This is a genomic window from Belnapia rosea (genome assembly GCF_900101615.1).
GTDB lineage: Bacteria > Pseudomonadota > Alphaproteobacteria > Acetobacterales > Acetobacteraceae > Belnapia > Belnapia rosea.
In genome coordinates, this window is record NZ_FMZX01000036.1 from 1 (window position 1) to 22,964 (window position 22,964).

The following is a 22,964-nucleotide window of genomic DNA, read 5'->3' on the forward strand; positions in this document are numbered from 1 at the left end:
ACATCGGTGGGCGCCGGGTCGCGCTTGGGCGCGCGCGCGGGGGCGGCGGGGTCGGCCGCCTCGCGGAACACGGTGTGCTGGTCCTCGGTCACCGCGAGGCCGCGCGGGGTGTAGATCCGCCGCCTCACGGTGGTGAACACCATGGTGCCGGTGCCGCCTTCGCGCAGCTGGAGGTCGGCGAGCTCGGTCTCGCGCCGCAGCTCGTCGCCGACCAGGATCGGCGCGTGGAAGGTATAGGCTTGGCCGGCGAACATCCGCCGCGGCAGGGGCATCTCCGGCAGCACGCCGCCGGAGGTGGGCAGCCCGTCGGCGCCGAGCACGGAGCGCGGCGCGAGCGGCACGAAGAAGCACCAGTGCCAGCCCGCCGGCACCGGCTCGCCGCGCTTGGGCGCCGGCTCGGGCCGCTCGAACACGACGGTCATGCCGCGCATGGGCGGCAGCGTCGCCTCGTCGGTCTCCTCGATCTTGCGGCCGATATGGCTGCGCAGCCGGTCGATGTCGATCTTCATGCCGGCTCTCCCGGGACCAGGTAGGGCAGGGTGAGCCCTTCCTTCACCGTCTCGAACTCGACGCGCACGGGCAGGCCGATGCGCAGCTTGTCGTCCGGCACGCCGCGCAGCTGCGCCAGCATCCGCACGCCCTCCTCGAGATCGACCGTGGCGAGGGTATAGGGCAGGTCGTCGCGCACGCCGGGGTGGAAGGCGTGGTGGGTGATGGTCCAGCTGTGGATCACGCCGCGGCCGCTGGCCTCGACCCATTCCACCTCCATCGAATGGCAGGACGGGCACATCGGCCGCGGATAGTGGCGGATCTCGCCGCAGCCGCCGCACTTCTGCAGCAGCAGCTTGCCGCGGTTCAGCCCCTCCCAGTAGGGCGCGCTGTGCGGCGTCGGCTCGGGGACGAGCTTGTTGTAGGTTCCGGTCGCGCTCATCATCCCCTCCGCATGATGGCGACGGAGCCGTCGCCCATGTCGCCATAGCCGGTGACGAGGCCGATCTCGGCGTCGCGCACCTGGGCCTTGCCAGCCTCTCCGCGCAGCTGGCGCACCAGCTCCGCGATGTGGTTCATGCCCACCATGTGCGCCTGGCTGAGCAGCCCGCCATGGGTGTTGACGGGCAGCTTGCCGCCGAGGCGGATCGCGCCGCTCTCGACGAAGGGGCCGCCCTCGCCCTTCTTGCAGAAGCCCAGATCCTCGAGCTGGCACATCACGACGAAGGTGAAGCAGTCGTAGATCTCGGCCACGTCGATGTCGTCATGCTTGACGCCGGCCATCTCGAAGGCGCGCGGCGCCGCCTTGGCGAGGCCGAAGCGCGTCATGTCCGGGCGCTGGGTGATGACGCTGGGCGAATCCGGGTGGCCCTCGGCGACGCCCATCACCACCACCGGCGGCTTGCGGAGGTCGCGCGCGCGCTCGACGCCGCTGACCACGATGGCGCAGGAACCGTCGCTCTCGAGGCTGCAATCGAACAGCCGGAAGGGATCGGAGATCATGCGCGAGGCCTGGTGGTCCTCGATCGTCATCGGCTTCGTCATCACGGCGTTGCCGTTGAGCATGGCGTTGGCGCGGGTCGAGACCGCGATCTCGCCAAGCTGCCGGCTGGTGGTGCCGTAGAGCTCCATGTGCCGGCGCGCCATCGGCGCGTAGAGCTGCGCCGGCGCGATGGCGCCGAGCGGCATCTCGAACTCGCCCACCACCCGGAACTGCGGCATCTGCTGCACCCGCATCCCGATGCGCCCCTGCGAGGCGCCGTTGCGCCCGACCGGGATCAGCACGTGGTTGCAGATGCCGGCGGCGATCGCCGCGACGGCGCACTGCACCGCGGCGACGCAGCTTGCCCCGCCGAGCGGCGTCACCGCCGAGAAGCGCAGGTCGGGCAGGCCGAGATTGGTGATGAAGTCCTCGGCGACGACCCCGCTGGCATAGGGGATCACGCCGTCGATGTCGGTCGGCTTGAGGCCGGCATCCTCGATCGCCTTCAGCGAGGCCTCGAGTTGCAGTGACAGCACGCTGCGGCCCGATTCCCGGGAATAGGCGGTCTCGCCCACCCCGGTGATCGCGCCCTTCTCGCGCAAGGACATGTCCATTCCCTCCGGTTCGTTGCGATCGCCAGGCTCAGGCGGCGATCCAGCCCTGCGCCACCGCCGCGTCGTGCCGGCAGCGCTCGGGCCCGCCGAGCACCTGCCGGTCGAAGGTGATGCGCTTGAACTGGTAGTGCAGGCCGAGCAGGTCGGTGAAGCCCATGCCGCCATGCACCTCGGTCGCCAGGCGGGCCACCTCGCGACCGACCTCCGCCAAGTGGGCCTTGGCGTGGGAGGCGACCATGGCGGCTTCCTCCGGCACCGCGTCCTGCGCGTAGGCGGCGTACCAGACCATGGCGCGGCACGGCTCCAGCATGGTCGCCATGTCCGCGCACATGTACTTCACGCCCTGGAAGCTGCCGATGACGCGGCCGAACTGCACCCGCTCGTTGGCATAGGCCACGGCGCGGTCGAGCATGTTCTGCGCGGCGCCGAGCGTGTCGGCCGCCAGCATCACCCGCCCCGCGTCGCGCACCCGCCGCGCCGCGGCGAGCGGATCGTTCGAGGACTGCAGCAGCGCCACCGGCGCCGCGCCGGCGAGGTCGAGATCCACCAGCGCGCGGGTGCGGTCCACGCTGCGCCGCAGCGTGGCGGTCACGCCCGGGGCACCGGCCTCGATCAGCGCGGCGCGGCCATCGGGCAGGTAGGCGAGGAAATGGGTGGCGTCGCCGCCATCCATCAGCCCGTCCAGCGCGCCGGACAGGCGCCCGCCCTCGAGGCGCAGCGCCGCCCGGCCGGTCTGCCCCGCCAGCCCCGCGAAGCCGAGGCCGATGCGCGCCTGCCCCTCGGCGATGCGCGGCAGCCACTGGCCCTGCTGCTCGGCGTCGCCGGCGCTGCGGAAGGCCTGCACGGCCATCACCAGGGCCGCCGCGAAGGGTGCGGGCGCAGCATGGTAGCCGAGCGCCTCGGCCGCCAAAGCGGCGTCCAGCATGCCGAGCCCGGCCCCGCCATGTTCCTCGGGCACCAGCAGCCCGTGCAGGCCAAGCTCCCCGAGGCCGCGCCACAGCTCGGCATCGAAGCCGGTGCCGGGCTCGGCGAGGCGGCGCAGCGCATCGAGCGGCAGCCGGTCGGCGAGGAAGCCGCGCAACGAGCGGCCGAACAGCAGCTGGTCCTCCGTCAGTCCGAACCGCACCTCAGTTCCTCCCCGCCGGCGCCGCCGCCTTGGGCTCGCGCGGCAGGCCGAGGCCGCGCTCGCCGATGATGTTCTTCTGGATGTTCGACGACCCGCCGCCGATGATCAGGCCGATGTCGTACATGTAGTCGATCTGCCAGGTGGTGGCGGCATCGTCCTCGGCCGCCTCGCCCTGCGGTTCGTAGGGCAAGCCGGAGCTGCCCATCGCGTCGAGCGCCAGCGAGGCCAGCCGGTGCGCCAACATGGTGCCATGATACTTCACGATGAAGCGCCCGAGGCCAGAATCAACGCCTTCCGCCTGCTCGGTGAGGAGGCGCAGGTTATGGTGGCGAGCCGCCATCACCTCGCCCTGTAGCCGCAGCAGACGGTCGCGCCACTCCGCACGGTCGAGCAAGCGCGAGCCTTCGGCGCCCGGCTGCTCCATCATGCGGCGGATCGCCTCAAAACGCTGCTGCAGCTTGTTGGGGTCGCCGAGCAGCAGCCGCTCGTACTTCAGCGTGACGTTGGCGACGTGCCAGCCCTGGCCACGCCCCATCACGATCTGGTCCACCGGCACGCGCACGTCGGTGAAGAAGGTTTCGTTGAACTCGGCACGGCCGGTCATGGTGCGCAATGGGCGCACCTCGATCCCCGGCGCGTTCATCGGCACCAGCAGGTAGGACAGGCCGGCGTGCTTCGGTTGCTCGGGCTCGGTGCGGCAGAGCAGGAACATCATGTCGGCGAAATGCGCCGAGCTGGTCCAGATCTTCTGGCCGTTGATGACGAAGTGCCCGTCCTCGACCGCGGCGCGGGTCTGCGCGGCGGCGAGGTCGGAACCTGACCCAGGCTCCGAATAGCCCTGGCACCAAATGACTTCGCCGCGGATGGTCGGGCCGATCCAGCGCCGCTTCTGCTCCTCGGTGCCGACCTCGAGCAGAGTCGGCACCAGCATGCTGATGCCCTGGTTGTGGATGCCAGGCGAGATGCCAGCGCGGCTGAACGCATCGGCGATGATCGCCAGTTCGATGACGTCGTGCGGCGCGCCGAAGCCGCCGTATTCGCGCGGGATGGTGCGCGCGAAATAGCCGTGCTCGAGCAGCAGCGCCTGCCAGTCCAGCGCCTTGCGGTCGGGCCGCTTGCGCCCGCCGCCCGGGCGCGGCGCGGCGCCGCGATGCGCGGCGATGAAGGCATCGACCTCCTCGCGCAGTGCTCGGTGCTTCGGGGTCAGCGTCAAGTCCATGGAGTTCCTCCGCTCATTCTTCCAATTCCCGCCGGGCCACCGCCCGGCAGGCCGCATCCCGTGGCGCCCGGGCGGCGCCAGCCCCCCGGACGCCCCCGGCGCGGCCCGTCCTGCGCGACGCGCCTCGCGCGACGCACCTTGCGCGCGGCGTGCCAGCGCCCTCGCGGCATCGATGCAACGGCGCGCCAGTGTCACGTTGCGTCGCCGCCGGCGCAAGCCCCCGCAGCGCGATGGCATTCGATGCGCGCGGCGCGGACATCATGTCCGCGCCGCCGACAATGCCGGGACAGGCGGATGCATGCGCCAGACCGGGTGGGGCGGCCCGCCCGCGCTGGCACGCGCATTGCTGCGTGCATCCCCGGAGGCATGGCGCGCGCCGCGACGGCGGCGTCCTGCCCCACGGGAGGAACAGCCATGCGCCCAGATCAGCGCGATGGAGTCGGCGCGCCATGAGCGCGGAGGGCGTCGTGCTCGAGCGCGACGGCGCCGTGGCGGTGCTGCGGCTGTGCCGGCCCGACCGGCTCAACGCGCTGTCGGCGGCGGTGCGCCACGCCATCGCCGCGCGGCTGCGCGAGATCGCCGCCGACCCGCACATCGCCGTGCTGCTGCTGCGCGGGGAAGGCCGCGCCTTCTGCGCCGGCGCCGATCTCGACGACATGCCCGAGGACGCCTTCGCCTGGCGCGAGCGCATCCTGCTGGCGCAGGCGCAGCACCTCGCGCTGATCCGCATGGACAAGATCGTGGTCGCGGCGGTGCAGGGCGCGGCCTTCGGCGGCGGCGCCTCGCTCGCGCTCGCGGCCGACATCCTGCTGCTCGCCGAGGATGCGCGGCTCGGCTTTCCCTTCGTGCATCTCGGCATCGTGCCCGATGGCGGCGCCGCCTTCCTGCTGCAGGCGCGCCTCGGCAGCGCGGTGGCGCTCGACCTGCTGCTGACCGGCGGCACCCTGCCGGCCGAGGAGGCGCGGCGGCTCGGCCTGACGCGGCGGGTGGCGCCGGTGGCCGGCTTCGACGCCGCGGCGCTGGCCATGGCGCGGGAGGTCGCGGCGCTGCCGCGCGAGGCGCTGATGCTGACCAAGTCGCTGTGCCGCCAGCGCTGGGGCCAGGGGCTCGACAATGCGCTGGCGCATGAGGCGGACGCCTTCGCGCTGGCCACCACCACCGCCTCGCACCGCGCCGCGCTGGCCGCCGCCCGCCGGCGGCAATCCGCGCCGCGCAAGGGATCCTGACATGCTCGCCGGCACCGCCTTCGCGCCCGGGCTGCTGGCCGACCAGGTGGCCTTCGTCACCGGCGGCGGCAGCGGCATCGGCTTCGCCATCGCCTCCGCCTATGCCCGGCTCGGCGCGCGGGTGGTGATCGCCAGCCGCAGGCAGGCGACGCTCGACGCCGCGGCGGCGCGCCTCGCCGAAGAAGGCGCCGAGGTCGCCGCCTTCCAGGCCGATGTCCGTTCCTACGAGCAGGTGCACGAGGCGGTGACGCGCACGGTCGAACGCTTCGGCGCGCTCGACATCCTGGTGAACAACGCCGCCGGCAACTTCTTCTGCCCGACCGCCGACCTTTCGGCCAATGGCTGGAAGACGGTGGTGGACATCGACCTCAACGGCACCTTCCACTGCTGCCGCGCCGCCTATGCCGCGCTCAAGGCATCGCGCGGCGGCGGGCGGATCATCAGCATCATCACCATGAACGCGCTGTCGGGCTGGCCGGGGGCGGCCCATGCGGCGGCGGCCAAGGCGGGCATCCTCTCGCTCAGCCGCAGCCTGGCGGTGGAATGGGGGCCGGACGGCATCCGCAGCAACACCATCTCGCCCGGGCCGATCGCCGACACCGAAGGGGTGCGCCGGCTCTATGAGGACCGCGGCGTGGCGGAGCTGGAACGCCGGCGCACCGCGCTTGGCCGCTTCGGGCGCACCGAGGATGTCGCCAATGCCGCGGTGTTCCTCGCCTCGCCGCTCGCCGCCTATGTGACGGGGGACAACCTCGTCGTCGATGGCGGGCGCTGGCTGAAGCATGTCGCGGCATGAGGCGGAAGCGGAGGACAAGGCCATGAGCACCGATCCGGCCATGGATCTGGTCAGGCGGCGGCGCGAGGGCGCGGTGCTGGTGCTGCGGCTCGACAATCCGCGCAACCGCAACGGGCTCGACGAGAAGATGCGCGTCGCGCTCGGCGCCGCGGTCGAGGAAGCCGAGGCCGACCCCGCCGTGCGGGCGGTCTATCTGACCGGCGCGGGGCCGAGCTTCTGCGCCGGCGGCGACCTGCGGATGCTGCGCGAGGCGAGCGACCCCTGGCCGGTGCATCGCCGCTTCCGCCGCCTCAGCCGCTGGCTGGTGCCGCTGATGACGCTGGAAAAGCCGGTGGTGATCGGCGTCAACGGCCATGCGGTGGGCGGCGGGATGGGTCTCGCGCTCACCGGCGACCGGCTGATCGCCGCCGAGGGCGCGGTGTTCATGGCCGGCTTCTTCCGCCTCGGCGCGATTCCCGACATCGGCATGATGTACACGCTGCCGCGGCTGATCGGCATGGCGCGTGCCAAGGATTTCCTGTTCGGCGCCGGCAGCCTGACGGCGGCCGAGGCGCTGGCGCTCGGCCTGGTCGGCCGCGTGGTGCCCGATGCCGAGCTCGACGCGGCGGGACTCGCCGAGGCGCAGCGCCTCGCTGCCGGCCCGGCGGAGGTGATGGGCCTCGCCAAGATCCTGATGGCGCGCAGCTTCGAGAGCAGCCTCGACGAGATGTTCGCCTATGAGGGGCTGGGCCAGGCGCTGGCCATGTCGAGCGCCGAGTTCCGCGAGGGGCTGGCGGCCATGCTCGACCGCCGGCCCGCCGATTTCCCGGCCGCCGCCGCCGCGGCGCGCCGCTGATCCCGACAGGAGAACCCGAGAGCATGGCCGAAACCCTGCCGAGCCCCGTCGTCAACGCCGATTCCGCCCCCTATTGGCAGGGCGCGCGGGAAGGGCGGCTGCTGATCCGCCGCTGCGATGCCTGCGGCAAGACGCATTTCATGCCGCGCCATTTGTGCCCCGCCTGCTGGTCCGCCGACCTGCGCTGGGTCGAGGCCACCGGGCGCGGCACGGTGCACAGCTTCACCGTCATCCGCCGCGCCCCGCTCGCCGCCTTCGCCCCGCGCGTGCCCTATGTGGTGGCGCTGATCGACCTTGAGGAAGGCCCGCGCATGATGGCCAACATCCTCGGCGAGGATGCGCTCGACACGGCGATCGGCGATGCCGTCGCGGTCTGCTTCGAGGATCGCGGCGAGGGCGCCGCCGTGCCGCAGTTCCGCCGCGCTGGCGGGCGGGGCTGAGCGATGGACTTCGCCCCGACCGAGGAGCAGCGGCTGCTGCGCGAAAGTGCGGCCGCCTTCGTCCGCCGCCACTGCCCGCGCGAGGCGGTGCGCCGCTGGGACCGCGGGGGCGAGTTCCCCGAGACGCTGCACGCGGCGATGGTGGAGGCCGGCTTCCCGGCGATGGTGGTGCCCGCCGCTTATGGGGGACTGGGCAGCCCGATGCAGGATTGCGCCATCGTCTATGAGGAGCTCGCCCGCCCCTCGATGGACATCGCCTCGCGCCTCGCGCTGATCGCCTGGGGGGCGGCGATCCTCGGCGACTTCGCGTCCGAGGAGATGCGGAGCGCGATGCTGCCGCGGGTGGCGCGCGGGGAGGCCAAGCTCTCCTTCAGCCTGACCGAGCCGCAATCGGGTTCGGATGCGGCGTCGCTGCGGACCCGCGCGCGCCGCGACGGCGGCGACTGGGTGGTGAGCGGGCAGAAGCTGTTCTCGACCGGCGCGCATGCCAGGGACAACCACATCATCCTGGTGGCGCGCACCGACCCGGACGCGCCGAAGCACAAGGGCATCTCGCTGCTGCTGGTGCCCAACGACACGCCCGGCATCACCATGCGCCGGCTCGACACGGTGGGGCGGCATATCATCGGGCTGAACGAGATCTATTTCGACGAGGTGCGGCTGCCCGGCGCGGCCCTGATCGGCGAGGCGAACCAGGGCTGGCGCTACGTCACCCGCCACCTGGAGCGCGAGCGCATCACCATCGCCGCCTACAATCTCGGCTGCGCGCTGGCGACGCTGGAGGATGCGGTGGCCTATTCGCGCGAGCGCGAGCAGTTCGGCCAGCCGATCGGGCGCTTCCAGGCGCTCGCCCATGCGCTGGCCGACGCCGCGACCGAGGTGGAGGCGGCGCGCTGGCTGACCGCGCTGGCCGCCTGGCGCTACGACCAGGGGCTGCCCTGCGCGCGGGAGGCGAGCATGGCGAAACTGCATGCGTCGGAGATGCTGGTGCGGCTGACCACGCTCGGAATGCAGGTGCTGGGCGGGCATGCCTACACCTATGACCACGACATGCAGCGCTACTGGCGCGATGCGCGCAATTCCACGGTGGGCGGCGGGACCTCGCAGATCCAGCGTCAGCTGATCGCGCGGGAGATCGGGTTGTGAACGGCGCGACGGGACGCCAGGGCAAGGAAGCGGGAAGATGAGCGGGACGAGCCTGCGGAACCGGGTGGCGATCGTCGGCGTCGGCGAATCCGACATCGGCAAGGTACCGGGCATGACCGGCCTCGGGCTGAATGCCCAGGCGGCGAAGCGTGCGCTGGACGACGCCGGGCTGAAGCCGCCGGACATCGACGGGCTGCTGACCGCCTATTCCTTCACCGAGCCCTATTTCATGCTGGGATCGGTGCTGTGCGAGTATCTCGGCCTGCAGCCGCGCTTCAATGCCTCCCTGGTGGTGGGCGGAGCGACGCCGGCGGTGATGCTGAAGCACGCGGCCGAGGCGATCGTCGCCGGCCAGGCCGAGGTGGTGCTGGTGACCGCCGGAGAGAACCGCGCCACCGGCCAGAGCCGCGACCAGGCGGTGGCGGCGCTGACCGCGGTCGGCCACCCGTATTTCGAGCAGCCCTACGGCTCCTCGATCCCCGGCTTCTACGCCATGATCGCGCGCCGCCACATGCTGGAATACGGCACCACGCGCGAGCAGATGGCGGAGGTGGCGGCGACCACGCGGCGGCACGCGCTGCTGCATCCCAACGCCCACATGAAGGCGCCGCTGACGCGCGAGCAGGTGCTCTCGGCCAAGCCGATCGCCGATCCGCTCGGCATGCTCGATTGCTGCCTGATCTCGGATGCCGGCGGCGCCTTCATCGTCACCTCGGCCGAGCGGGCGGCCGACCTGCGCGCGAAGCCGGCCTACCTGCTCGGCATCGGCGAGTTCCACACGCATGAGCACATCATGTGCGCGCCGAGCCTGACCGAGTTCGGCGCCACGCGCTCGGGCGCGGCGGCCTATCGCATGGCCGGGCTCGGCCCGGCGGATATCGACGTGGCCGAGCTGTACGACTGCTTCAGCGTCGTGCCGATCATCGAGGCCGAGGAGCTCGGGCTCTGCCCGCGCGGCGAGGGCGGCCGCTACTGGCTCGACGGGCGGGCGGCGATCGGCGGCGGCGCGGTGCCGGTGAACACCCATGGCGGCATGCTCTCCCACGCCCATGCCGGGGCGGCGGGCGGGCTGTTCGGCATCGTCGAGGCGGTGCGCCAGCTGCGCGGCGGCCTCGGCGCGCGGCAGGTGGAGGGTGCGGAGGTCGCGCTGGTGCACAATGAGGGCGGCATCCTGTCGTCGCACTGCACGATGCTGCTCGGCAAGGACAAGGCATGAGGAGGAACGGAGCATGACCACCACGGGCAAGCCGCGCGGGATGTATTTCGAGGATTTCGAGATCGGCCAGGAGCTGACGACGCCGGCGCGCACCATCACCTCCACCGACGTCGTCAACTTCGCCTGCCTCTCGGGCGACTTCAACGAGGTCCACACCAATTTCGAGTATTGCCGCACCACCCAGTTCGGCGAGCCGATCGCCCATGGGCCGCTGGTCTATGCGGTGATGGGCGGTCTCACCTATGCCAGCGGCATCAATGACGGCACGCTGCTCGCGCTGCTGCAGATCGACGGCTGGAAGATGCTGTCCCCGGTCAAGCACGGCGACACCATCCGCATGGTGGCGAAGGTGGTGGCGAAGAAGGAATCGAGCAAGCCGGACCGCGGCACCGTCACGCTCGACCGGCGTTGCGTGAAGCAGGACGGCACGGTGGCGCAGGAGATGCGCGCCACCCTGCTCTATCGCCGCCGGCCGGGCTGAGCGCGCGATGAACGGCGCCGCCGACCGGATGGAGACGCGCGCGACGCGCGTGCTCGGCATCCGCTACCCGATCGTGCAGGGCGGGCTCGCGCGCGTCGCGCGGGCGGAGCTGGCGGCGGCGGTCTCGGAGGCGGGCGGCCTCGGCCAGATTGCCATGGCCGGGCTGCACCAGCCCGAGCTGCTGCGCGCCGAGATCCGCAAGGCCAAGGCGCTGACCGCCGCGCCCTTCGCGGTGAACTTCCCGATCGGGCGGATCGACATCTCGGCCCTGGTGGATCTCTCGGTCGAGGAAGGCGTGCCGGTGCTCTCCTTCACCGCGGGCAATCCGCGGCCCTGGATCGACCGGCTGGCGGGCACCGGTACCCGCACCCTGGTGCTGGTGGCCGGCGCCGAGCAGGCGCGCAAGGCGGAACAGGCCGGCGCCGACGTGGTGGCCACCGTCGGCTATGAGGGCGGCGGCCATCTCGGGCGCTCGGACCTGACGACGATGGTGGCGGTGCCGATGGTGGTCGATGCCGTCGGCATCCCGGTGCTGGCGAGCGGGGGCATCGTGGACGGGCGCGGCCTCGCCGCGGCGCTGGCGCTCGGCGCCGACGGGATCGAGCTCGGCACGCGCTTCGTCGCCACCCGCGAGGCGGCAGCGCATGAACGCTACAAGGCGGCGCTGCTGGCGGCGCAGCCCGAGGACACGCTGGTCATCAAGCAGAGCCTCGGCATGCCCGGCCGGGTGCTGGACAGCGCCTGGACCCGCCGCATCCAGGCGGCGGAGAAGGCGGGCGCGGACCGCGACAGCGTGCTCGCCATGGTGGACTGGGCGGCGAACGAACGCGCCGCGGTCGGCGGCGCGCTCGACGAGGGGCTGGTCTGGGCCGGCCAGGCGGTGGGCCTGATCGACGATTTGCCCCCGGCGGGGGAGGTGGTGGCGCGCATCGTCGCCGGGGCGCGCGCGGCGGCGACGCGCGCGGCGGCGCTGGCGGGCGCGCAGGGGGAAGGATGATGGCGATGCAGGATCCGGGGCGCGATTTCGGCCTGACCGACGAACAGCGCATGATGCGCGACAGCGTGCAGGCGCTGCTCGCCCGCGTGCTGCCGCGCGAGCGCATCCGCGCGCTCGACGAGGCCGGCGAGTTCCCCTTCGACGCCTATGCGGCGCTGGCGCGGGACGGCTGGCTCGGCCTGCCCTTCCCCACGGCGATCGGCGGCGCCGGCGGCTCGTTCAAGGATCTCGCGGTCTTCGTCGAGGCGGTCTCCTGGCACAGCGCGCAGATGGCCTCGGCCTGGCTGACCACGGCGATCTATGGCGGGCGGCAGCTGCTCGGCGCGTCCGAGGCGCTGAAGGCCGAGATCATGCCGGGCCTGCTGCGCGGCGAGACCCGGCTCGCCTTCTGCCTGACCGAGCCGCATACCGGTTCGGACGCGGCGGCGATCCGCACCCGCGCGGTGCAGGACGGCGAGGACTTCGTCATCACCGGGCAGAAGATCTACATCACCTGCGCCCATGTCGCGCACCACCTCGCGGTGGTGACCAAGACCGAGGCCGATGCCGGCCATCGCGGCATCACCGTGTTCCTGGTGGATGCGCGCAGCCCGGGGCTGACCATCCGGCCGCTGCGCGCGCTGGGGCGGCGGATGATCCATGTGAACGAGGTGTTCTTCGACGATGTGCGCGTGCCCGCCGCGCGCATGCTGGGCGGGCGCGGCCAGGGCTGGAGCAACCTGATGCGCGGGCTCAATGTCGAGCGGCTCTGCCTCGCCGCCGCCGCGAGCGGCAATTGCCAGCGCATCATCGACGACGCCCGCGACTACGCGCTCGAGCGCACCGCCTTCGGCCGGCGGATCACCGAGTTCCAGGCGGTGGCACACAAATTCGCCGACATGCGGATGATGGCGGAGGCGGCGCGCGCCCTGACCTACCGCGCGGCGGAGATGATGGATGCCGGGCTCGACCCGGTGAGCGAGACCACCATCGCCAAGGTCGTGGCGACCGAGAACAACAGCCGCTGCGCCGACATGGGCATTCAGATCATGGGCGGGGCCGGCTACATGATGGACCACGACATGCAGATGTATTTCCGCGACGCCCGCGTGGGCACCATCGGCGGCGGCACCAGCGAGATCATGCGCGGGATCATCGCCCGCCGCATGGGGCTGTGAGCAGCGGGAGGGCACGGCCATGCGGACCGCCGAAGGCGCGCTCGGGGCCGCCACCGCGGCGATGCTGTGGATCGCCGGGGCGGCGCTGCTGCTGATGATGGTCAACGTCACGCTCGACGTGACGCTGAAATACCTGTTCCGCTGGCCGGTGCCCGGCACGCTCGAGATGGTCTCATACTATTTCATGGCGGCCGCGGTGTTCTTCCCCTTCGCCCATGTGCAGCGCAAGCGCCACCACATCGCGGTGACGCTGTTCACCGATGCCCTGCCGGCGCCCGCGCGGCGCGGGCTGGAGGCGGCGGCGCTGCTGCTCTCGGCCGTCTATCTGGCCGCCTTCGGCTGGGCCGGCGCCGAGGAGGCGTGGGAGATGACGCAGGTCGGCGAGGCCACCGGCGCGGTCGCCTTCGACGTGCTGATCTGGCCGACGCGCTGGGCGGTGCCGCTCGGCACCTGGTCGATGGCGGCGTGGATGCTGCTGCAGGCCGTGCGCGAGGTGGCGCCGCCCCGGGCGCCGGCGCCATGACGCGCGCGCCGCCCGCCGGTTCAGGCTGCCGGCGGGCGCAGCAGCGCCTCGAGCTCGTGGCGGCGGATCTTGCCGGTGGTGCTGCGCGGCAGCGCGGCTTCCTCGATGAAGCGGATCTCCTTGGGCACCTTGTAGCCGGCGATGGCGGCGCGGCAGGCGGCGATCAGCTCGGCCTCGGTCAGTGCCGCGTCGCGGCGGGCGACGAAGGCCACCGGCACCTCCCCCCAGCGGGCGTCGGGGCGGCGCACCACCACCGCCTCGCTCACCTGCGGGGAGGCAAGCAGCACGCGCTCGATCTCGGCCGGGTAGATGTTTTCGCCGCCCGACTTGATGAGGTATTTCACCCGGTCCACGAAATCGAGCGTGCCGTCGGGGTTGCGCCGCATCACGTCGCCCATGTGGAACCAGCCGCCGCGGAAGTCGCGCGCATTGGTCTCGGGCGCGCGCCAGTAGCCGCTGAACAGGCTCGGGCCGCGGAAGGCGACCTCGCCGGGCTCGCCGTCGGGCACCTCGCGGTCCTCGGGGTCCACCAGGCGGATGCGGCAATAGGAGCTCTGCACCTTCGACAGTCGCGCCGGCGTCGCGCCCACTGGGATGCGGCCGCGGCTGGCCGGGCCGGGGCCGGTCTCGGTCGAGCCGAAGGTATTGCGGAACGGCGCATCGAGCCGTCCGGTCAGCTCGGCGATGGCGGCCGGCGCGATCAGGTCGGCCATGGCGCCGACCAGCCGGACCCCGCGCGCGGGCGCGCCGCTGCGGCGCAGTTCCTCGAGCAGCGGCTCGGCGGTGCCGGGCATGACCGAGAGCCAGCCGAGTTCCTCGCGCGCCAGCACCGCGACCAGGGCGGCGGGGTCGAAGCCGTCCTGGATGATGACCTTGCCGCCATGCATCAGCGCCGCCAGCGCGCTGTCGGTGGCGCCCATGTGGAACATCGGCGACCAGGCGACGAAGGTCTCCTCGGGGAAGGCGCTCTGGTCGGCGCGGGCGATGATGGCGCGCGCGACCATGGCGCGCTGGCTGATCAGCGCGCCCTTCGGCATGCCGGTGGTGCCGCTGGTGTAGAGGATGACGAGGCCGTCCTCCGGCTCGGCGCGGTCGGGCGGCGGCGCGGCGCTTTCGGCCGCCAGCGCCGCCTCGTAGCGCGGGCCGAAGACCAGGCCCGGCAGCGCCTCGCCGCCGGCCTCGGCCAGGCGCGCCTCGTGGCGCTCGGAGACCAGGCACAGGCAGGGCTCGGCGAGGGCGAGGCAATAGGCCAGCTCCTCGCGCGACTGGCGCCAGTTCTGGCAGGCCACGATGGCGCCGAGCGAGGCGGCGGCCAGTTCGGCCTCGACGAATTCGTGCCGGTTCTCCGACAGCACGGCGATGCGGTCGCCGCGGCCGACGCCGCGCGCGGCGAGCGCGCGCGCGAGGCGGTTCACCCGTTCCTCCAGCGCGCCATAGGTCCAGCGCCGGCCATCCTGTTCGAGCGCGATGCGGTCGCGGTGCCGCGCCGCGCGGTCGCGGAAGAGATCGGCGACGGTCAGCGTCGCGGCGCCAAGGATGCCGGCATCGGCGGGGCTTTCGGTCATGGCGTCCTCCTGTTCCTGCGCGCGCAGGCTGCGGGCGGGGCGATGATGCGTCAACGGGGCGTGCGGCGCGCGCCCGGATGGGGGGGGGCGGCGATGAGCGGCATCGGCAGGCGGACATTCCTCGCGGCGGCGCTCGGCGCGCCGGCGGCCGCGCGCGCGCAGGAGGCCGCCTGGCCGGCGCGGCCGGTCACGCTCGTCACCGGCTACCCGGCCGGGGCGCTGACCGACACGGCGACGCGCGCGGCGGCCGAGCGGCTGGCGCGCGAGCTCGGCCAGCCGGTGGTGGTGGAGAACCGCACCGGCGCGGCCGCCGCCATCGCCGCCGCCCATGTCGTGCGCGCGCGCCCCGACGGCTACACGCTGCTGATGGGCGCGGCGAGCCTCGCCATCGCGCCCGCGCTGCAGCCGCAGCTGGTGCCGCAGGACCCGCTGCGGGAACTGGCGCCGATCGCGCATTTCTACGACACGCCCTTCATCCTGGTGGTCCATCCGGACGTGCCGGCGGCGGACTTTGCCGGCTTCCTCGACCTCGCGCGGCGCACGCCGGGCGGGCTGACCTTCGGCAGCTCGGGCATCGGCGCGCCCTTCGTGCATGTGCCCTATCGCGGCGCGGCGCCGGCGCTGGTGGACCTGACGGCGGGGCGGCTGCCCGCCTTCCTCGCCACGGTGTCGGATGCGGCGCCGCTGCTGGCCGACCGCCGCGCGCGCGCCATCGCCGTCACCGCGCGCGAGCGGATCGCGCTGATGCCCGACCTGCCGGCGATGCAGGAGACGCTGCCCGGCGTGCAGGCCAGTTTCTGGCAGGCGCTCTTCGCCCCGGCGGGCACGCCGCAGCCGATCGTCGCGCGGCTCGCCGCAGCGATGCGCGCCGCCACCGGCGATCCCGCCTTTCGCGCCCAGTGGGAACCATGCGGGCTGGTGATGGGCCAGGGCGGGCCGGAGGAGCTGCGCGCGCTGCTGGCCGCCGACCTCGCGACCTGGGGCAGGCTGATACGCGAATCCGGAATCAGGGTGGAGTAGATGCCGCCGCGCCGCCCGCTTCCCCTCCGCCCCCGGCCCGGAGCCGCCGCATGACACCGCTGCAGATCGGCTTCGCCGGGCTCGGCGCCGTCTTCGTGCTGATCGCGCTGCGGGTGCCGATCGGGGTCGCCCTCGGCGGTGTCTCGGTTGTCGGCATTGCGGTGCTGCGGAGCCCGCAGGCGGCACTCGGCGCGCTCGGCGCGCTGCCCTTCGAATTCGCCGCGCATTGGTCGCTCTCGGCGGTGCCGATGTTCCTGCTGATGGGGGCGGTGGCCTACCACACCGGCATGACCGGCAGCCTGTTCCGCGCCGCGCGGCTGTGGCTGGGCTTTCTGCCCGGCGGGCTCGCGGTCGCCACCAATTTCGCCGCCGCCGGCTTCGCCGCCGCCTCGGGCTCCTCGATGGCGACGGCGGCGGCGATGGGCCGGCTCGCTATCCCCGAGATGCTGCGCGCGCGCTACGAGCCCGGCCTCGCCACCGCCGTGGTGGCGGCGAGCGGCACCCTCGGCTCGCTCATCCCGCCGAGCATTCTGATGGTGCTCTACGGCATCTTCGCCGAGCAGCCGATCGGCCGGCTGCTGATCGCGGGCATCCTGCCGGGGCTGCTGACGGCGGCGGTCTATGCGGCGATGATCATCCTGCGCTGCTGGCTCAACCCGGCGCTGGCGCCGCGCAGCGAGGAGCCGGCCGGCTGGGCCGAGCGGCTGGCCGCGCTGCGGCAGGTCTGGCCGATCCCGGTGCTGGTGCTGGCGGTGATCGGCAGCCTCTATGGCGGCGTCGCGACGCCGACCGAGGCGGCGGCGGTCGGCGCGCTCGCCGCCTGCGGCATCGCCGCGGCGCAGGGCCGGCTGTCGCGCGCGGCGATGCGCGCGGCGGTGGTGGAGGCGCTGGAGGGGACCGCCTCGATCTTCTTCATCGCCATCGGCGCGGTGCTGCTGTCGCGCTTCCTGGCGCTGTCGGGGATGCCGGGCTTCCTCGCCGGGCTGATGGGAAGCTGGGCGGTGGATCCGCTGCTGGTGGTGCTCGGCGCCTCGCTGATCTACCTCTTCCTCGGCTGCTTCCTCGATCCGCTCGGGCTGATGCTGCTGACGCTGCCGGTGCTGCTGCCGATGTTCCAGGCGCTCAACCTCGATCTGGTTTGGATCGGCGTGCTGGTCATCAAGTATCTTGAGATCGGCCTGCTGACGCCGCCGGTGGGGATGAACGCCTATGTCGTCAGCGGCATCGTCGGCAAGGAGGTGCCGCTGCCGACGATCTTCCGCGGCCTGCTCTGGTTCCTCGCGGCGGAGGCGCTGATCACGGGCCTGCTGATCGCCTATCCAGGGATTTCGCTCTGGCTGCCCGACCTGATGGGGCGGTGAGGCCGCCCCACGCGAGACGTACCATCAACGACACGGGAGGAACGGACATGACGAGCACATCGGGACTGACGGCCCTGCTGGCCGGCGCCGCGCTGGCGCTGGGCGGACTGCTGGCCACCGGCGCGGCGGCGGAGCAGCGGGCGCTGACCTACTCCAGCTACCTGCCGCCCAGCCACGGCAGCAACCGCGACGGCCTGATCCCGCTGTTCCAGGAGGCGGAACGCGCGACCGGCGGGTCGCTGAGGATCCAGCTGCACACGGGCGGCTCGCTGGTCGCCGGGCCGGCGACGCTCTCGGCCATCCGCACGGGGTTGGTCGATGGCGGCTTCGTCGTCTCGCTCTATCATCCGAATCAGATCCCGCTGAACACGGCGATGAGCGACCTCGCGCTGCTCGCCGCCGATCCGCTGGCGACGATGGGCGCGATCAACGAGACGGTGCTGCTGAACTGCCCCGACTGCCTGGCCGAGTATCGCCGCAACAACACCATCTACATCGGCGCCTATTCCACCACGCCATACCGCGTGATGTGCCGCCAGCCGGTTCGCAGCATGGACGACCTGCGCGGACTGCGGATGCGCGCGGCTGGCAATGTCTATGGGCGCTGGGCGCAGCGCATGGGCGGGGTCGGCGTCAACATCCCGAACGCCGAGGCCTATGAGGCGCTCGAGCGCGGCCAGCTCGACTGCGTCATCGGCTCGGTGGCCTGGCTCGAGACGCTGTCGCTGTGGGATGTGGCGAAGAACGTCGTGGACCTGCCGATGGGGGCGTATTTCGGCGGCGCGCTGATTGCCTTCAACCGCGACAGCTGGAACGGCATCCGCGCCGAGGACCGCGCCGCCTTCCTGCGCCTGGTCCCGCGCGCCCTGGCGCAGGTCGCGGTCGGCTACGTCCGCGACGACGAGACGGTGGAGCGCCGCGCGCGGGAGCGCGGCATGACCTCCTACCCGCCCGATCCGGCGCTGACCCGGCTGCTCGAGGAATACAACCGCGACGAGGTGCGCAACGCCATCGCCGTGGCGCGTCAGCGCGGCGCCCGCAACCCGGAGCCGGTGATCGAGGCCTTCCTTGGCAATCTGCGGAAATGGCGCGAGATCGTGCAACGCACCGGCGTGGACACGGATCGCTTCGAGCAGGCGCTGCGGACGGAAATCTTCGACCGGGTCAGGTTCTGAGGAGGAGGAACGCCATGCCGGCATGGGAGCCGCCCTATCGCGGGCTCAGGGTGCTCGATATCAGCCAGGGGCTCGCGGGGCCGTCCTGCGCCTCGATCCTCGCCCGGCAGGGGGCGGAGGTGATCAAGGTGGAGCCGCCCGCGGGCGATTGGGGCCGCGGCATCGGCTGGGGGCTCGAGGGCAAGTGCGGGCTGTTCATCGCCGGCAACCTCGGCAAGCGGTCCATCGCGCTCGACGCGACGCGGCCGAAGGGGCGCGAATTGCTGGCGCGCCTCGCCGAGGGCGCGGATGTGCTGGTCGAGAGTTTCCGCCCCGGCGTCGCGGCGCGGCTCGGCCTCGGCTACGCCGATCTCGCCGCGCGCGATCCGCGGGTTGTCTATGTCTCGGTCAATGGCTACGGGCAGGATGGCCCTTATGAGAAGCGGCCCGGATCGGATTCCGTGTTCCAGGCGATGACCGGGCTGATGCGCGTCAACCGCGATGCGGGCGGGACGCCGCGCAAGGTGGGCGTGCTGGTGGCCGACATCTGCACCGGCGTCTATGCGGCGCAGGCAACCGGCGCGGCGCTCTATCGCCGCGCCACCACCGGCAAGGGCGGGCATGTGGAGGCCTCGCTGCTCGAGGCCACCACCGCCTTCCAGGCCATGGCGGTGATCGAGGACGAGATCGCCGGCGGCAAGACGGTGCAGCCCGTGGCGGTGCCGGCGGCGACCTTCGCAACCGCCGATGGCTACATCAACGTCACCGCGCTGACCGACCCGATGTTCGCCAAGCTCGCCCAGGCAGTCGGGCGGACCGACTGGGTGGGGGATGCGTCGCTCGCCAAGGTGGCCGGCCGGCTCGAACGGCGCGGCGAGGTCGAGGCCGGGCTCGCCGCGCTGTTCGCCACCGCGCCGACCGCGCATTGGACCGAACTGCTGAGCCGCCACGACGTGCTGTGCGGCGCGGTGAACAGCTATGCCGAGATGCGCGCCGATCCGCAGGTGCGCCATTCGCGCATCCTGACAGAGCTGGACCAGGCGCCCTATGGCCGCATCCTCGTGCCCCGGCTGCCCGGGGTGCCGCCGGAAGCCGCGGCCGCGATCCGGCCGGCGCCAGGCCTCGGCGAGCACAGCATCGAGGTGCTGGAAGGGCTCGGCGCGACCGGTGCGGAGATCGCCTCGCTGATCGAGGAGGGCGTCGTCCTCGCGGGTTGAACCCTGCAACGGATAAACGGGGGGAGAAGGGAACTTCTCCCCCCGACCCCCCCCTCAACCGTCTTTGGCACCTGGGAACTGACGATGGTGGCCGGTGCCAATAGTCAAAGAAGGGAGGGGGATTCGGGGGAGGTTCTCCTCCCCCGACCTTACTTCGCCAGTTCCGCTTCCAGTTCCGGCACGGCCTTGAACAGGTCCGCCACCAGCCCGTAATCGGCCACCTGGAAGATCGGCGCTTCCTCGTCCTTGTTGATGGCGACGATGACCTTGCTGTCCTTCATCCCCGCCAAATGCTGGATGGCGCCCGAGATGCCGACCGCGATGTAGAGTTCGGGCGCCACGATCTTGCCGGTCTGGCCGACCTGCATGTCGTTCGCCGCGTAGCCCGCATCGACCGCCGCGCGCGAGGCGCCGACCGCGGCGCCGAGCCGGTCCGCCACCTTCTCGATGATGGCGAAGTTCTCCGCCGAGCCCATGGCCCGCCCGCCCGAGATGACGATCCGAGCCGCCGTCAGTTCCGGCCGCTCGGACTTCACGATCTCGGCGCCGAGGAAGCTCGACAGGCCGGGGTCGGCGGCGGCCGGGGCGGCTTCCACCGTCGCGGTGCCGCCTTCGGCCGGAACCGGGTCGAAGGAGGTGGCGCGCACCGTCATCACCTTCTTCGCATCCGCCGACTTCACCGTCGCCAGCGCGTTGCCCGCGTAGATCGGGCGGATGAAGGTGTCGGCATCGACCACGCCGCAGACATCGGAGAGCACCTGCATGTCGAGCAGCGCGGCGACGCGCGGCATCACGTTCCTGCCCGCGGCCGAGGCCGGGGCGAGCAGGTGCGAATAGCCCGGCGCCAGCGCCACCAGCTGCGCGGCGAGCGGCTCGGCCAGCACCGGCGCCTCGGCCCCGGTCAGCACCTTCGCCACCCCCGGCAGCCTTGCCGCGGCGGCCGAAGCCGCGCCGGCGCCTTCGCCGGCCACCAGCAGATGCACCTCACCGAGTTTCTGCGCCGCGGCCACCGTGCTGCGGGTGGGCTGGGTCAGCGCGCCGTCCTTGTGGTCGGCGAGAACGAGGACCGTCATGGTCAGATCACCTTCGCTTCGTTGCGCAGCACCGCCACCAGCTCCTCGACCGAACCGACCTTGCGGCCGGCCTGGCGCTTCGCCGGTTCCTCGACCTTCAGCACGCGTAGCCGCGGCGTCACATCGACGCCCAGATCGGCCGGCTTCACCGTCTCGATCGGCTTCTTGCGCGCCTTCATGATGTTGGGCAGCGAGGCATAGCGCGGCTCGTTCAGCCGCAGATCGGCGGTCACGATCGCCGGCAACTTCACCGACACCGTCTCGAGCCCGCCATCGACCTCGCGCGTGACCTTGAGGGCGTCGCCCTCCTTCTCGATCCTGGAGGCGAAGGTGCCCTGGCCCCAGCCGAGCAGCGCCGCCAGCATCTGCCCCGTCGCGCTCATGTCGTCGTCGATCGCCTGCTTGCCGAGGATGACCAGCGCCGGGCCTTCCTTGCCGACGATCGCCTTCAGCAGCTTGGCCACCGCCAGCGGTTCCAGCACGCCGTCGTGCTCGACCAGGATGCCGCGATCCGCCCCCATGGCGAGCGCCGTGCGAAGCTGTTCCTGCGCCGCGTTCGGGCCGCAGGACACCGCGACGATCTCCTCCGCCACGCCCTTCTCCTTCAGGCGCACGGCTTCCTCGACCGCGATCTCGTCGAACGGGTTCATCGACATCTTGACGTTCGCCGTCTCGACACCCGACCCATCCGCCTTGACGCGGACCTTCACATTGTAATCGACCACCCGCTTGACGGGGACGAGGACCTTCATGGACATCTTCCTGGGTTGCACAAGGGAGCGCCCCGCGGGGGCGCGTTCAGTAGGATTTCGGCAGCCCGAGCACGCGCTCGGCGACGAAGCTGAGGATGAGCTGCGGGCTCACCGGGGCGATGCGCGGGATCATGCTTTCGCGCAGGTAGCGCTCGACGTGATATTCCTTCGCGTAGCCGAAGCCGCCATGCGTCATCACCGCCTGCTGGCATGCCTTGAAGCCGGCCTCGGCGGCGAGGTATTTCGCCGCGTTCGCCTGCGCCCCGCATTCGAGCCCGCTGTCGTAGCGCCAGGCGGCGTTCATCGTCATCAGCCGCGCCGCCTCGAGCTCCATCCAGCATTCGGCGAGCGGATGCTGGATCGCCTGGTTCTGGCCGATCGGGCGCCCGAACACCACGCGCTCCTTGGCATAGGCGGCGGCGCGCGAGACCGCGAGATGACCGAGGCCCGCCGCCTCCGCGGCGATCAGGATGCGCTCGGGGTTCATGCCGTGCAGAATGTAGCGGAAGCCCTGCCCTTCCTCGCCGATGCGGTCCTCGAGCGGGATCTCGAGGCCGTCGATGAAGACCTGGTTGGAATCGACCGCCTTGCGGCCCATCTTCTCGATCTCGCGCACCTCGATGCGGCTGCGGTCGAAGTCGGTGTAGAACAGCGACAGCCCCTCGGTGCGCTTGCGCGCCTGTTCCGCCGGGGTGGTGCGCGCCAGCAGCAGCATCTTCTCGGCGACCTGCGCGGTGCTGATCCACACCTTCTGGCCATGCACCACATAGCGGCCCCCGCGCCGCTCGGCGCGGGTCTTGAGCTGGGTGGTGTCGAGGCCGGTATTGGGCTCGGTCACGGCGAAGCAGGCGCGCTCGCGGCCCTCGATCAGCGGCGGCAGCATCCGCTGCTTCTGCTCCCCGGTGCCGAACACCACCACCGGCTGCAGCCCGAAGATGTTCATGTGGATGGCCGAGGCGCCGCTCATGCCCGCGCCGGATTGGGCGATGGTCTGCATCATCAGCGCCGCCTCGGTGATGCCGAGCCCGGCGCCGCCCACATCCTCGGGCATGCAGACGCCGAGCCAGCCGCCCTTCGCGAGCGCCTGGTGCAGCTCGGTCGGGAAGCCGCCCTGGCGGTCGCGCATCAGCCAGTATTCGTCGCCGAGATCGGCGCAGATGCGCCCGATGGCCTCCTGCAGCGCCTCGTGCTGCGGCGTCAGAGCGAAATCCACGACATTTCCCCCTCCATTCCTCGATCGCCATCCGCGCCTATCGGTTCGGACCGGCATCCGTCAAATCGTCGTCCCAGGCTGGCATGGCCCCGCCATTCGCGGAAGCGCCTCCGCGAAACCCGATGGCGCGGCGGCGTTCACCCTGCCCGGCGGGGGCGCAGGCGCATCAGCCAGGCGGGTGGGATGGCGACGACGAAGGCGATGGCGACCAGCAGGAAGCCGTCGCGGTAGCCCATCATCGTCGCCTGCGCGGCAAGCATCCGGCCGAGATAGTCCAGCGCGTAGCCAAGCCGCTGCCCTTCGGCCAGGCCGATGCTCTCCGCCCCGAAGCCCGGCGCGACGCCGCCTTCGGCAACCCCCCC

At 72.1% G+C, this 22,964-nt stretch carries 24 protein-coding genes; 14 read left to right on the forward strand and 10 right to left on the reverse strand.

All coding sequences use genetic code 11. The features are described from left to right. The 5 genes from BLR02_RS25720 to BLR02_RS25740 form a co-directional block, all read right to left on the reverse strand. A partial coding sequence (locus BLR02_RS25720) for an FAS1-like dehydratase domain-containing protein (RefSeq protein WP_176849834.1) occupies nt 1-509 on the reverse strand: 509 nt, incomplete at its 3' end. Next, a complete protein-coding gene (locus BLR02_RS25725; RefSeq protein ID WP_090571501.1) occupies nt 506-931 on the reverse strand; it encodes a Zn-ribbon domain-containing OB-fold protein in 426 nt (141 codons plus the stop codon). The genes BLR02_RS25725 and BLR02_RS25720, both read right to left, overlap by 4 nt. Then, a complete protein-coding gene (locus tag BLR02_RS25730; RefSeq protein ID WP_090571517.1) occupies nt 931-2,079 on the reverse strand; it encodes a thiolase family protein in 1,149 nt (382 codons plus the stop codon). Before BLR02_RS25730 ends, BLR02_RS25725 begins: the two co-directional genes overlap by 1 nt. Nucleotides 2,080-2,113: 34 nt before the next feature. Beyond that, the gene (locus BLR02_RS25735) at nt 2,114-3,211 is read right to left on the reverse strand and encodes an acyl-CoA dehydrogenase family protein (RefSeq protein ID WP_090665167.1); all 1,098 of its coding nucleotides are present in this window, start codon (nt 3,209-3,211) and stop codon (nt 2,114-2,116) included. A gap of 1 nt (nt 3,212) precedes the next feature. After that, nucleotides 3,213-4,430 (reverse strand): acyl-CoA dehydrogenase family protein, encoded by a 1,218-nt coding sequence (locus BLR02_RS25740; RefSeq protein WP_090665168.1) that lies wholly within the window; start codon nt 4,428-4,430, stop codon nt 3,213-3,215. A gap of 449 nt (nt 4,431-4,879) precedes the next feature. On the opposite strand from BLR02_RS25740, the gene BLR02_RS25745 reads away from it, so the two are divergent. Genes BLR02_RS25745 through BLR02_RS25790 form a run of 10 tightly spaced genes read left to right on the forward strand, consistent with a single transcriptional unit; the run spans nt 4,880 to nt 13,247 of the window. Next, nucleotides 4,880-5,656 (forward strand): enoyl-CoA hydratase/isomerase family protein, encoded by a 777-nt coding sequence (locus BLR02_RS25745; RefSeq protein ID WP_090665169.1) that lies wholly within the window; start codon nt 4,880-4,882, stop codon nt 5,654-5,656. A 1-nt stretch (nt 5,657) separates the two neighbouring features. Next, nucleotides 5,658-6,452, forward strand: a complete 795-nt coding sequence (locus BLR02_RS25750; protein WP_090665170.1) for an SDR family oxidoreductase — start codon at nt 5,658-5,660, stop codon at nt 6,450-6,452. Between the two features lie 22 nt (nt 6,453-6,474). Then, nucleotides 6,475-7,287, forward strand: a complete 813-nt coding sequence (locus BLR02_RS25755) for an enoyl-CoA hydratase/isomerase family protein (protein WP_090665180.1) — start codon at nt 6,475-6,477, stop codon at nt 7,285-7,287. 23 nt (nt 7,288-7,310) lie between these two features. Next, entirely contained in the window at nt 7,311-7,727 is a 417-nt protein-coding gene (locus BLR02_RS25760) for a Zn-ribbon domain-containing OB-fold protein (protein ID WP_090665171.1), read from the forward strand. A gap of 3 nt (nt 7,728-7,730) precedes the next feature. Beyond that, nucleotides 7,731-8,873: an acyl-CoA dehydrogenase family protein gene (locus BLR02_RS25765; protein WP_090665172.1), complete on the forward strand. Its 1,143-nt coding sequence runs from the start codon at nt 7,731-7,733 to the stop codon at nt 8,871-8,873. A 37-nt stretch (nt 8,874-8,910) separates the two neighbouring features. Beyond that, nucleotides 8,911-10,089, forward strand: coding sequence for a thiolase C-terminal domain-containing protein (locus BLR02_RS25770; RefSeq protein WP_090571772.1), 1,179 nt, complete (start codon nt 8,911-8,913; stop codon nt 10,087-10,089). A gap of 13 nt (nt 10,090-10,102) precedes the next feature. After that, nucleotides 10,103-10,570: a MaoC/PaaZ C-terminal domain-containing protein gene (locus BLR02_RS25775; RefSeq protein ID WP_090665173.1), complete on the forward strand. Its 468-nt coding sequence runs from the start codon at nt 10,103-10,105 to the stop codon at nt 10,568-10,570. A gap of 7 nt (nt 10,571-10,577) precedes the next feature. Beyond that, nucleotides 10,578-11,567: an NAD(P)H-dependent flavin oxidoreductase gene (locus tag BLR02_RS25780; protein WP_218128069.1), complete on the forward strand. Its 990-nt coding sequence runs from the start codon at nt 10,578-10,580 to the stop codon at nt 11,565-11,567. Between the two features lie 5 nt (nt 11,568-11,572). After that, nucleotides 11,573-12,724 (forward strand): acyl-CoA dehydrogenase family protein, encoded by a 1,152-nt coding sequence (locus tag BLR02_RS25785; RefSeq protein ID WP_218128070.1) that lies wholly within the window; start codon nt 11,573-11,575, stop codon nt 12,722-12,724. 19 nt (nt 12,725-12,743) lie between these two features. Further along, nucleotides 12,744-13,247, forward strand: coding sequence for a TRAP transporter small permease (locus tag BLR02_RS25790; protein WP_090571799.1), 504 nt, complete (start codon nt 12,744-12,746; stop codon nt 13,245-13,247). Between the two features lie 20 nt (nt 13,248-13,267). On the opposite strand, the gene BLR02_RS25795 is transcribed toward BLR02_RS25790, so the two are convergent. Continuing rightward, nucleotides 13,268-14,812, reverse strand: coding sequence for a class I adenylate-forming enzyme family protein (locus tag BLR02_RS25795; protein WP_090665175.1), 1,545 nt, complete (start codon nt 14,810-14,812; stop codon nt 13,268-13,270). A 93-nt stretch (nt 14,813-14,905) separates the two neighbouring features. On the opposite strand from BLR02_RS25795, the gene BLR02_RS25800 reads away from it, so the two are divergent. From BLR02_RS25800 to BLR02_RS25815, 4 genes are read left to right on the forward strand one after another with little or no spacing between them, the layout of a single operon-like run. Then, the gene (locus tag BLR02_RS25800) at nt 14,906-15,832 is read left to right on the forward strand and encodes a Bug family tripartite tricarboxylate transporter substrate binding protein (RefSeq protein ID WP_090665176.1); all 927 of its coding nucleotides are present in this window, start codon (nt 14,906-14,908) and stop codon (nt 15,830-15,832) included. Between the two features lie 50 nt (nt 15,833-15,882). Continuing rightward, nucleotides 15,883-17,193 (forward strand): TRAP transporter large permease, encoded by a 1,311-nt coding sequence (locus tag BLR02_RS25805; protein ID WP_090665177.1) that lies wholly within the window; start codon nt 15,883-15,885, stop codon nt 17,191-17,193. A gap of 47 nt (nt 17,194-17,240) precedes the next feature. Beyond that, nucleotides 17,241-18,368, forward strand: a complete 1,128-nt coding sequence (locus BLR02_RS25810) for a C4-dicarboxylate TRAP transporter substrate-binding protein (protein ID WP_090665178.1) — start codon at nt 17,241-17,243, stop codon at nt 18,366-18,368. Nucleotides 18,369-18,382: 14 nt separating this feature from the next. Next, nucleotides 18,383-19,564: a CaiB/BaiF CoA transferase family protein gene (locus BLR02_RS25815; RefSeq protein WP_090571759.1), complete on the forward strand. Its 1,182-nt coding sequence runs from the start codon at nt 18,383-18,385 to the stop codon at nt 19,562-19,564. Nucleotides 19,565-19,713: 149 nt separating this feature from the next. On the opposite strand, the gene BLR02_RS25820 is transcribed toward BLR02_RS25815, so the two are convergent. The 4 genes from BLR02_RS25820 to BLR02_RS29825 all read right to left on the reverse strand — a co-directional run. Further along, nucleotides 19,714-20,637, reverse strand: coding sequence for an electron transfer flavoprotein subunit alpha/FixB family protein (locus BLR02_RS25820; RefSeq protein ID WP_090665179.1), 924 nt, complete (start codon nt 20,635-20,637; stop codon nt 19,714-19,716). A 2-nt stretch (nt 20,638-20,639) separates the two neighbouring features. Continuing rightward, nucleotides 20,640-21,389, reverse strand: a complete 750-nt coding sequence (locus BLR02_RS25825) for an electron transfer flavoprotein subunit beta/FixA family protein (RefSeq protein ID WP_090571552.1) — start codon at nt 21,387-21,389, stop codon at nt 20,640-20,642. A gap of 46 nt (nt 21,390-21,435) precedes the next feature. Next, on the reverse strand, nt 21,436-22,602 hold the full coding sequence (locus BLR02_RS25830) for an acyl-CoA dehydrogenase family protein (RefSeq protein ID WP_090571550.1): 1,167 nt from the start codon (nt 22,600-22,602) through the stop codon (nt 21,436-21,438). A 137-nt stretch (nt 22,603-22,739) separates the two neighbouring features. Next, nucleotides 22,740-22,964 (reverse strand): hypothetical protein (locus BLR02_RS29825; RefSeq protein WP_218128071.1); only part of this gene is annotated, 225 nt, incomplete at its 5' end.

What these genes read in the sequence shown, in the direction of transcription:
- BLR02_RS25770 (WP_090571772.1), top strand. Translation starts at nt 8,911, where the DNA reads ATGAGCGGGACGAGCCTGCGGAACCGGGTGGCGATCGTCGGCGTCGGC.
- BLR02_RS25820 (WP_090665179.1), bottom strand. Translation starts at nt 20,637, where the DNA reads ATGACGGTCCTCGTTCTCGCCGACCACAAGGACGGCGCGCTGACCCAG.
- BLR02_RS25810 (WP_090665178.1), top strand. Translation starts at nt 17,241, where the DNA reads ATGACGAGCACATCGGGACTGACGGCCCTGCTGGCCGGCGCCGCGCTG.
- BLR02_RS25825 (WP_090571552.1), bottom strand. Translation starts at nt 21,389, where the DNA reads ATGAAGGTCCTCGTCCCCGTCAAGCGGGTGGTCGATTACAATGTGAAG.
- BLR02_RS25725 (WP_090571501.1), bottom strand. Translation starts at nt 931, where the DNA reads ATGAGCGCGACCGGAACCTACAACAAGCTCGTCCCCGAGCCGACGCCG.
- BLR02_RS25750 (WP_090665170.1), top strand. Translation starts at nt 5,658, where the DNA reads ATGCTCGCCGGCACCGCCTTCGCGCCCGGGCTGCTGGCCGACCAGGTG.
- BLR02_RS25780 (WP_218128069.1), top strand. Translation starts at nt 10,578, where the DNA reads ATGAACGGCGCCGCCGACCGGATGGAGACGCGCGCGACGCGCGTGCTC.
- BLR02_RS25760 (WP_090665171.1), top strand. Translation starts at nt 7,311, where the DNA reads ATGGCCGAAACCCTGCCGAGCCCCGTCGTCAACGCCGATTCCGCCCCC.
- BLR02_RS25755 (WP_090665180.1), top strand. Translation starts at nt 6,475, where the DNA reads ATGAGCACCGATCCGGCCATGGATCTGGTCAGGCGGCGGCGCGAGGGC.
- BLR02_RS25805 (WP_090665177.1), top strand. Translation starts at nt 15,883, where the DNA reads ATGACACCGCTGCAGATCGGCTTCGCCGGGCTCGGCGCCGTCTTCGTG.
- BLR02_RS25775 (WP_090665173.1), top strand. Translation starts at nt 10,103, where the DNA reads ATGACCACCACGGGCAAGCCGCGCGGGATGTATTTCGAGGATTTCGAG.
- BLR02_RS25785 (WP_218128070.1), top strand. Translation starts at nt 11,573, where the DNA reads ATGCAGGATCCGGGGCGCGATTTCGGCCTGACCGACGAACAGCGCATG.
- BLR02_RS25740 (WP_090665168.1), bottom strand. Translation starts at nt 4,430, where the DNA reads ATGGACTTGACGCTGACCCCGAAGCACCGAGCACTGCGCGAGGAGGTC.
- BLR02_RS25745 (WP_090665169.1), top strand. Translation starts at nt 4,880, where the DNA reads ATGAGCGCGGAGGGCGTCGTGCTCGAGCGCGACGGCGCCGTGGCGGTG.
- BLR02_RS25815 (WP_090571759.1), top strand. Translation starts at nt 18,383, where the DNA reads ATGCCGGCATGGGAGCCGCCCTATCGCGGGCTCAGGGTGCTCGATATC.
- BLR02_RS25800 (WP_090665176.1), top strand. Translation starts at nt 14,906, where the DNA reads ATGAGCGGCATCGGCAGGCGGACATTCCTCGCGGCGGCGCTCGGCGCG.
- BLR02_RS25795 (WP_090665175.1), bottom strand. Translation starts at nt 14,812, where the DNA reads ATGACCGAAAGCCCCGCCGATGCCGGCATCCTTGGCGCCGCGACGCTG.
- BLR02_RS25730 (WP_090571517.1), bottom strand. Translation starts at nt 2,079, where the DNA reads ATGTCCTTGCGCGAGAAGGGCGCGATCACCGGGGTGGGCGAGACCGCC.
- BLR02_RS25790 (WP_090571799.1), top strand. Translation starts at nt 12,744, where the DNA reads ATGCGGACCGCCGAAGGCGCGCTCGGGGCCGCCACCGCGGCGATGCTG.
- BLR02_RS25765 (WP_090665172.1), top strand. Translation starts at nt 7,731, where the DNA reads ATGGACTTCGCCCCGACCGAGGAGCAGCGGCTGCTGCGCGAAAGTGCG.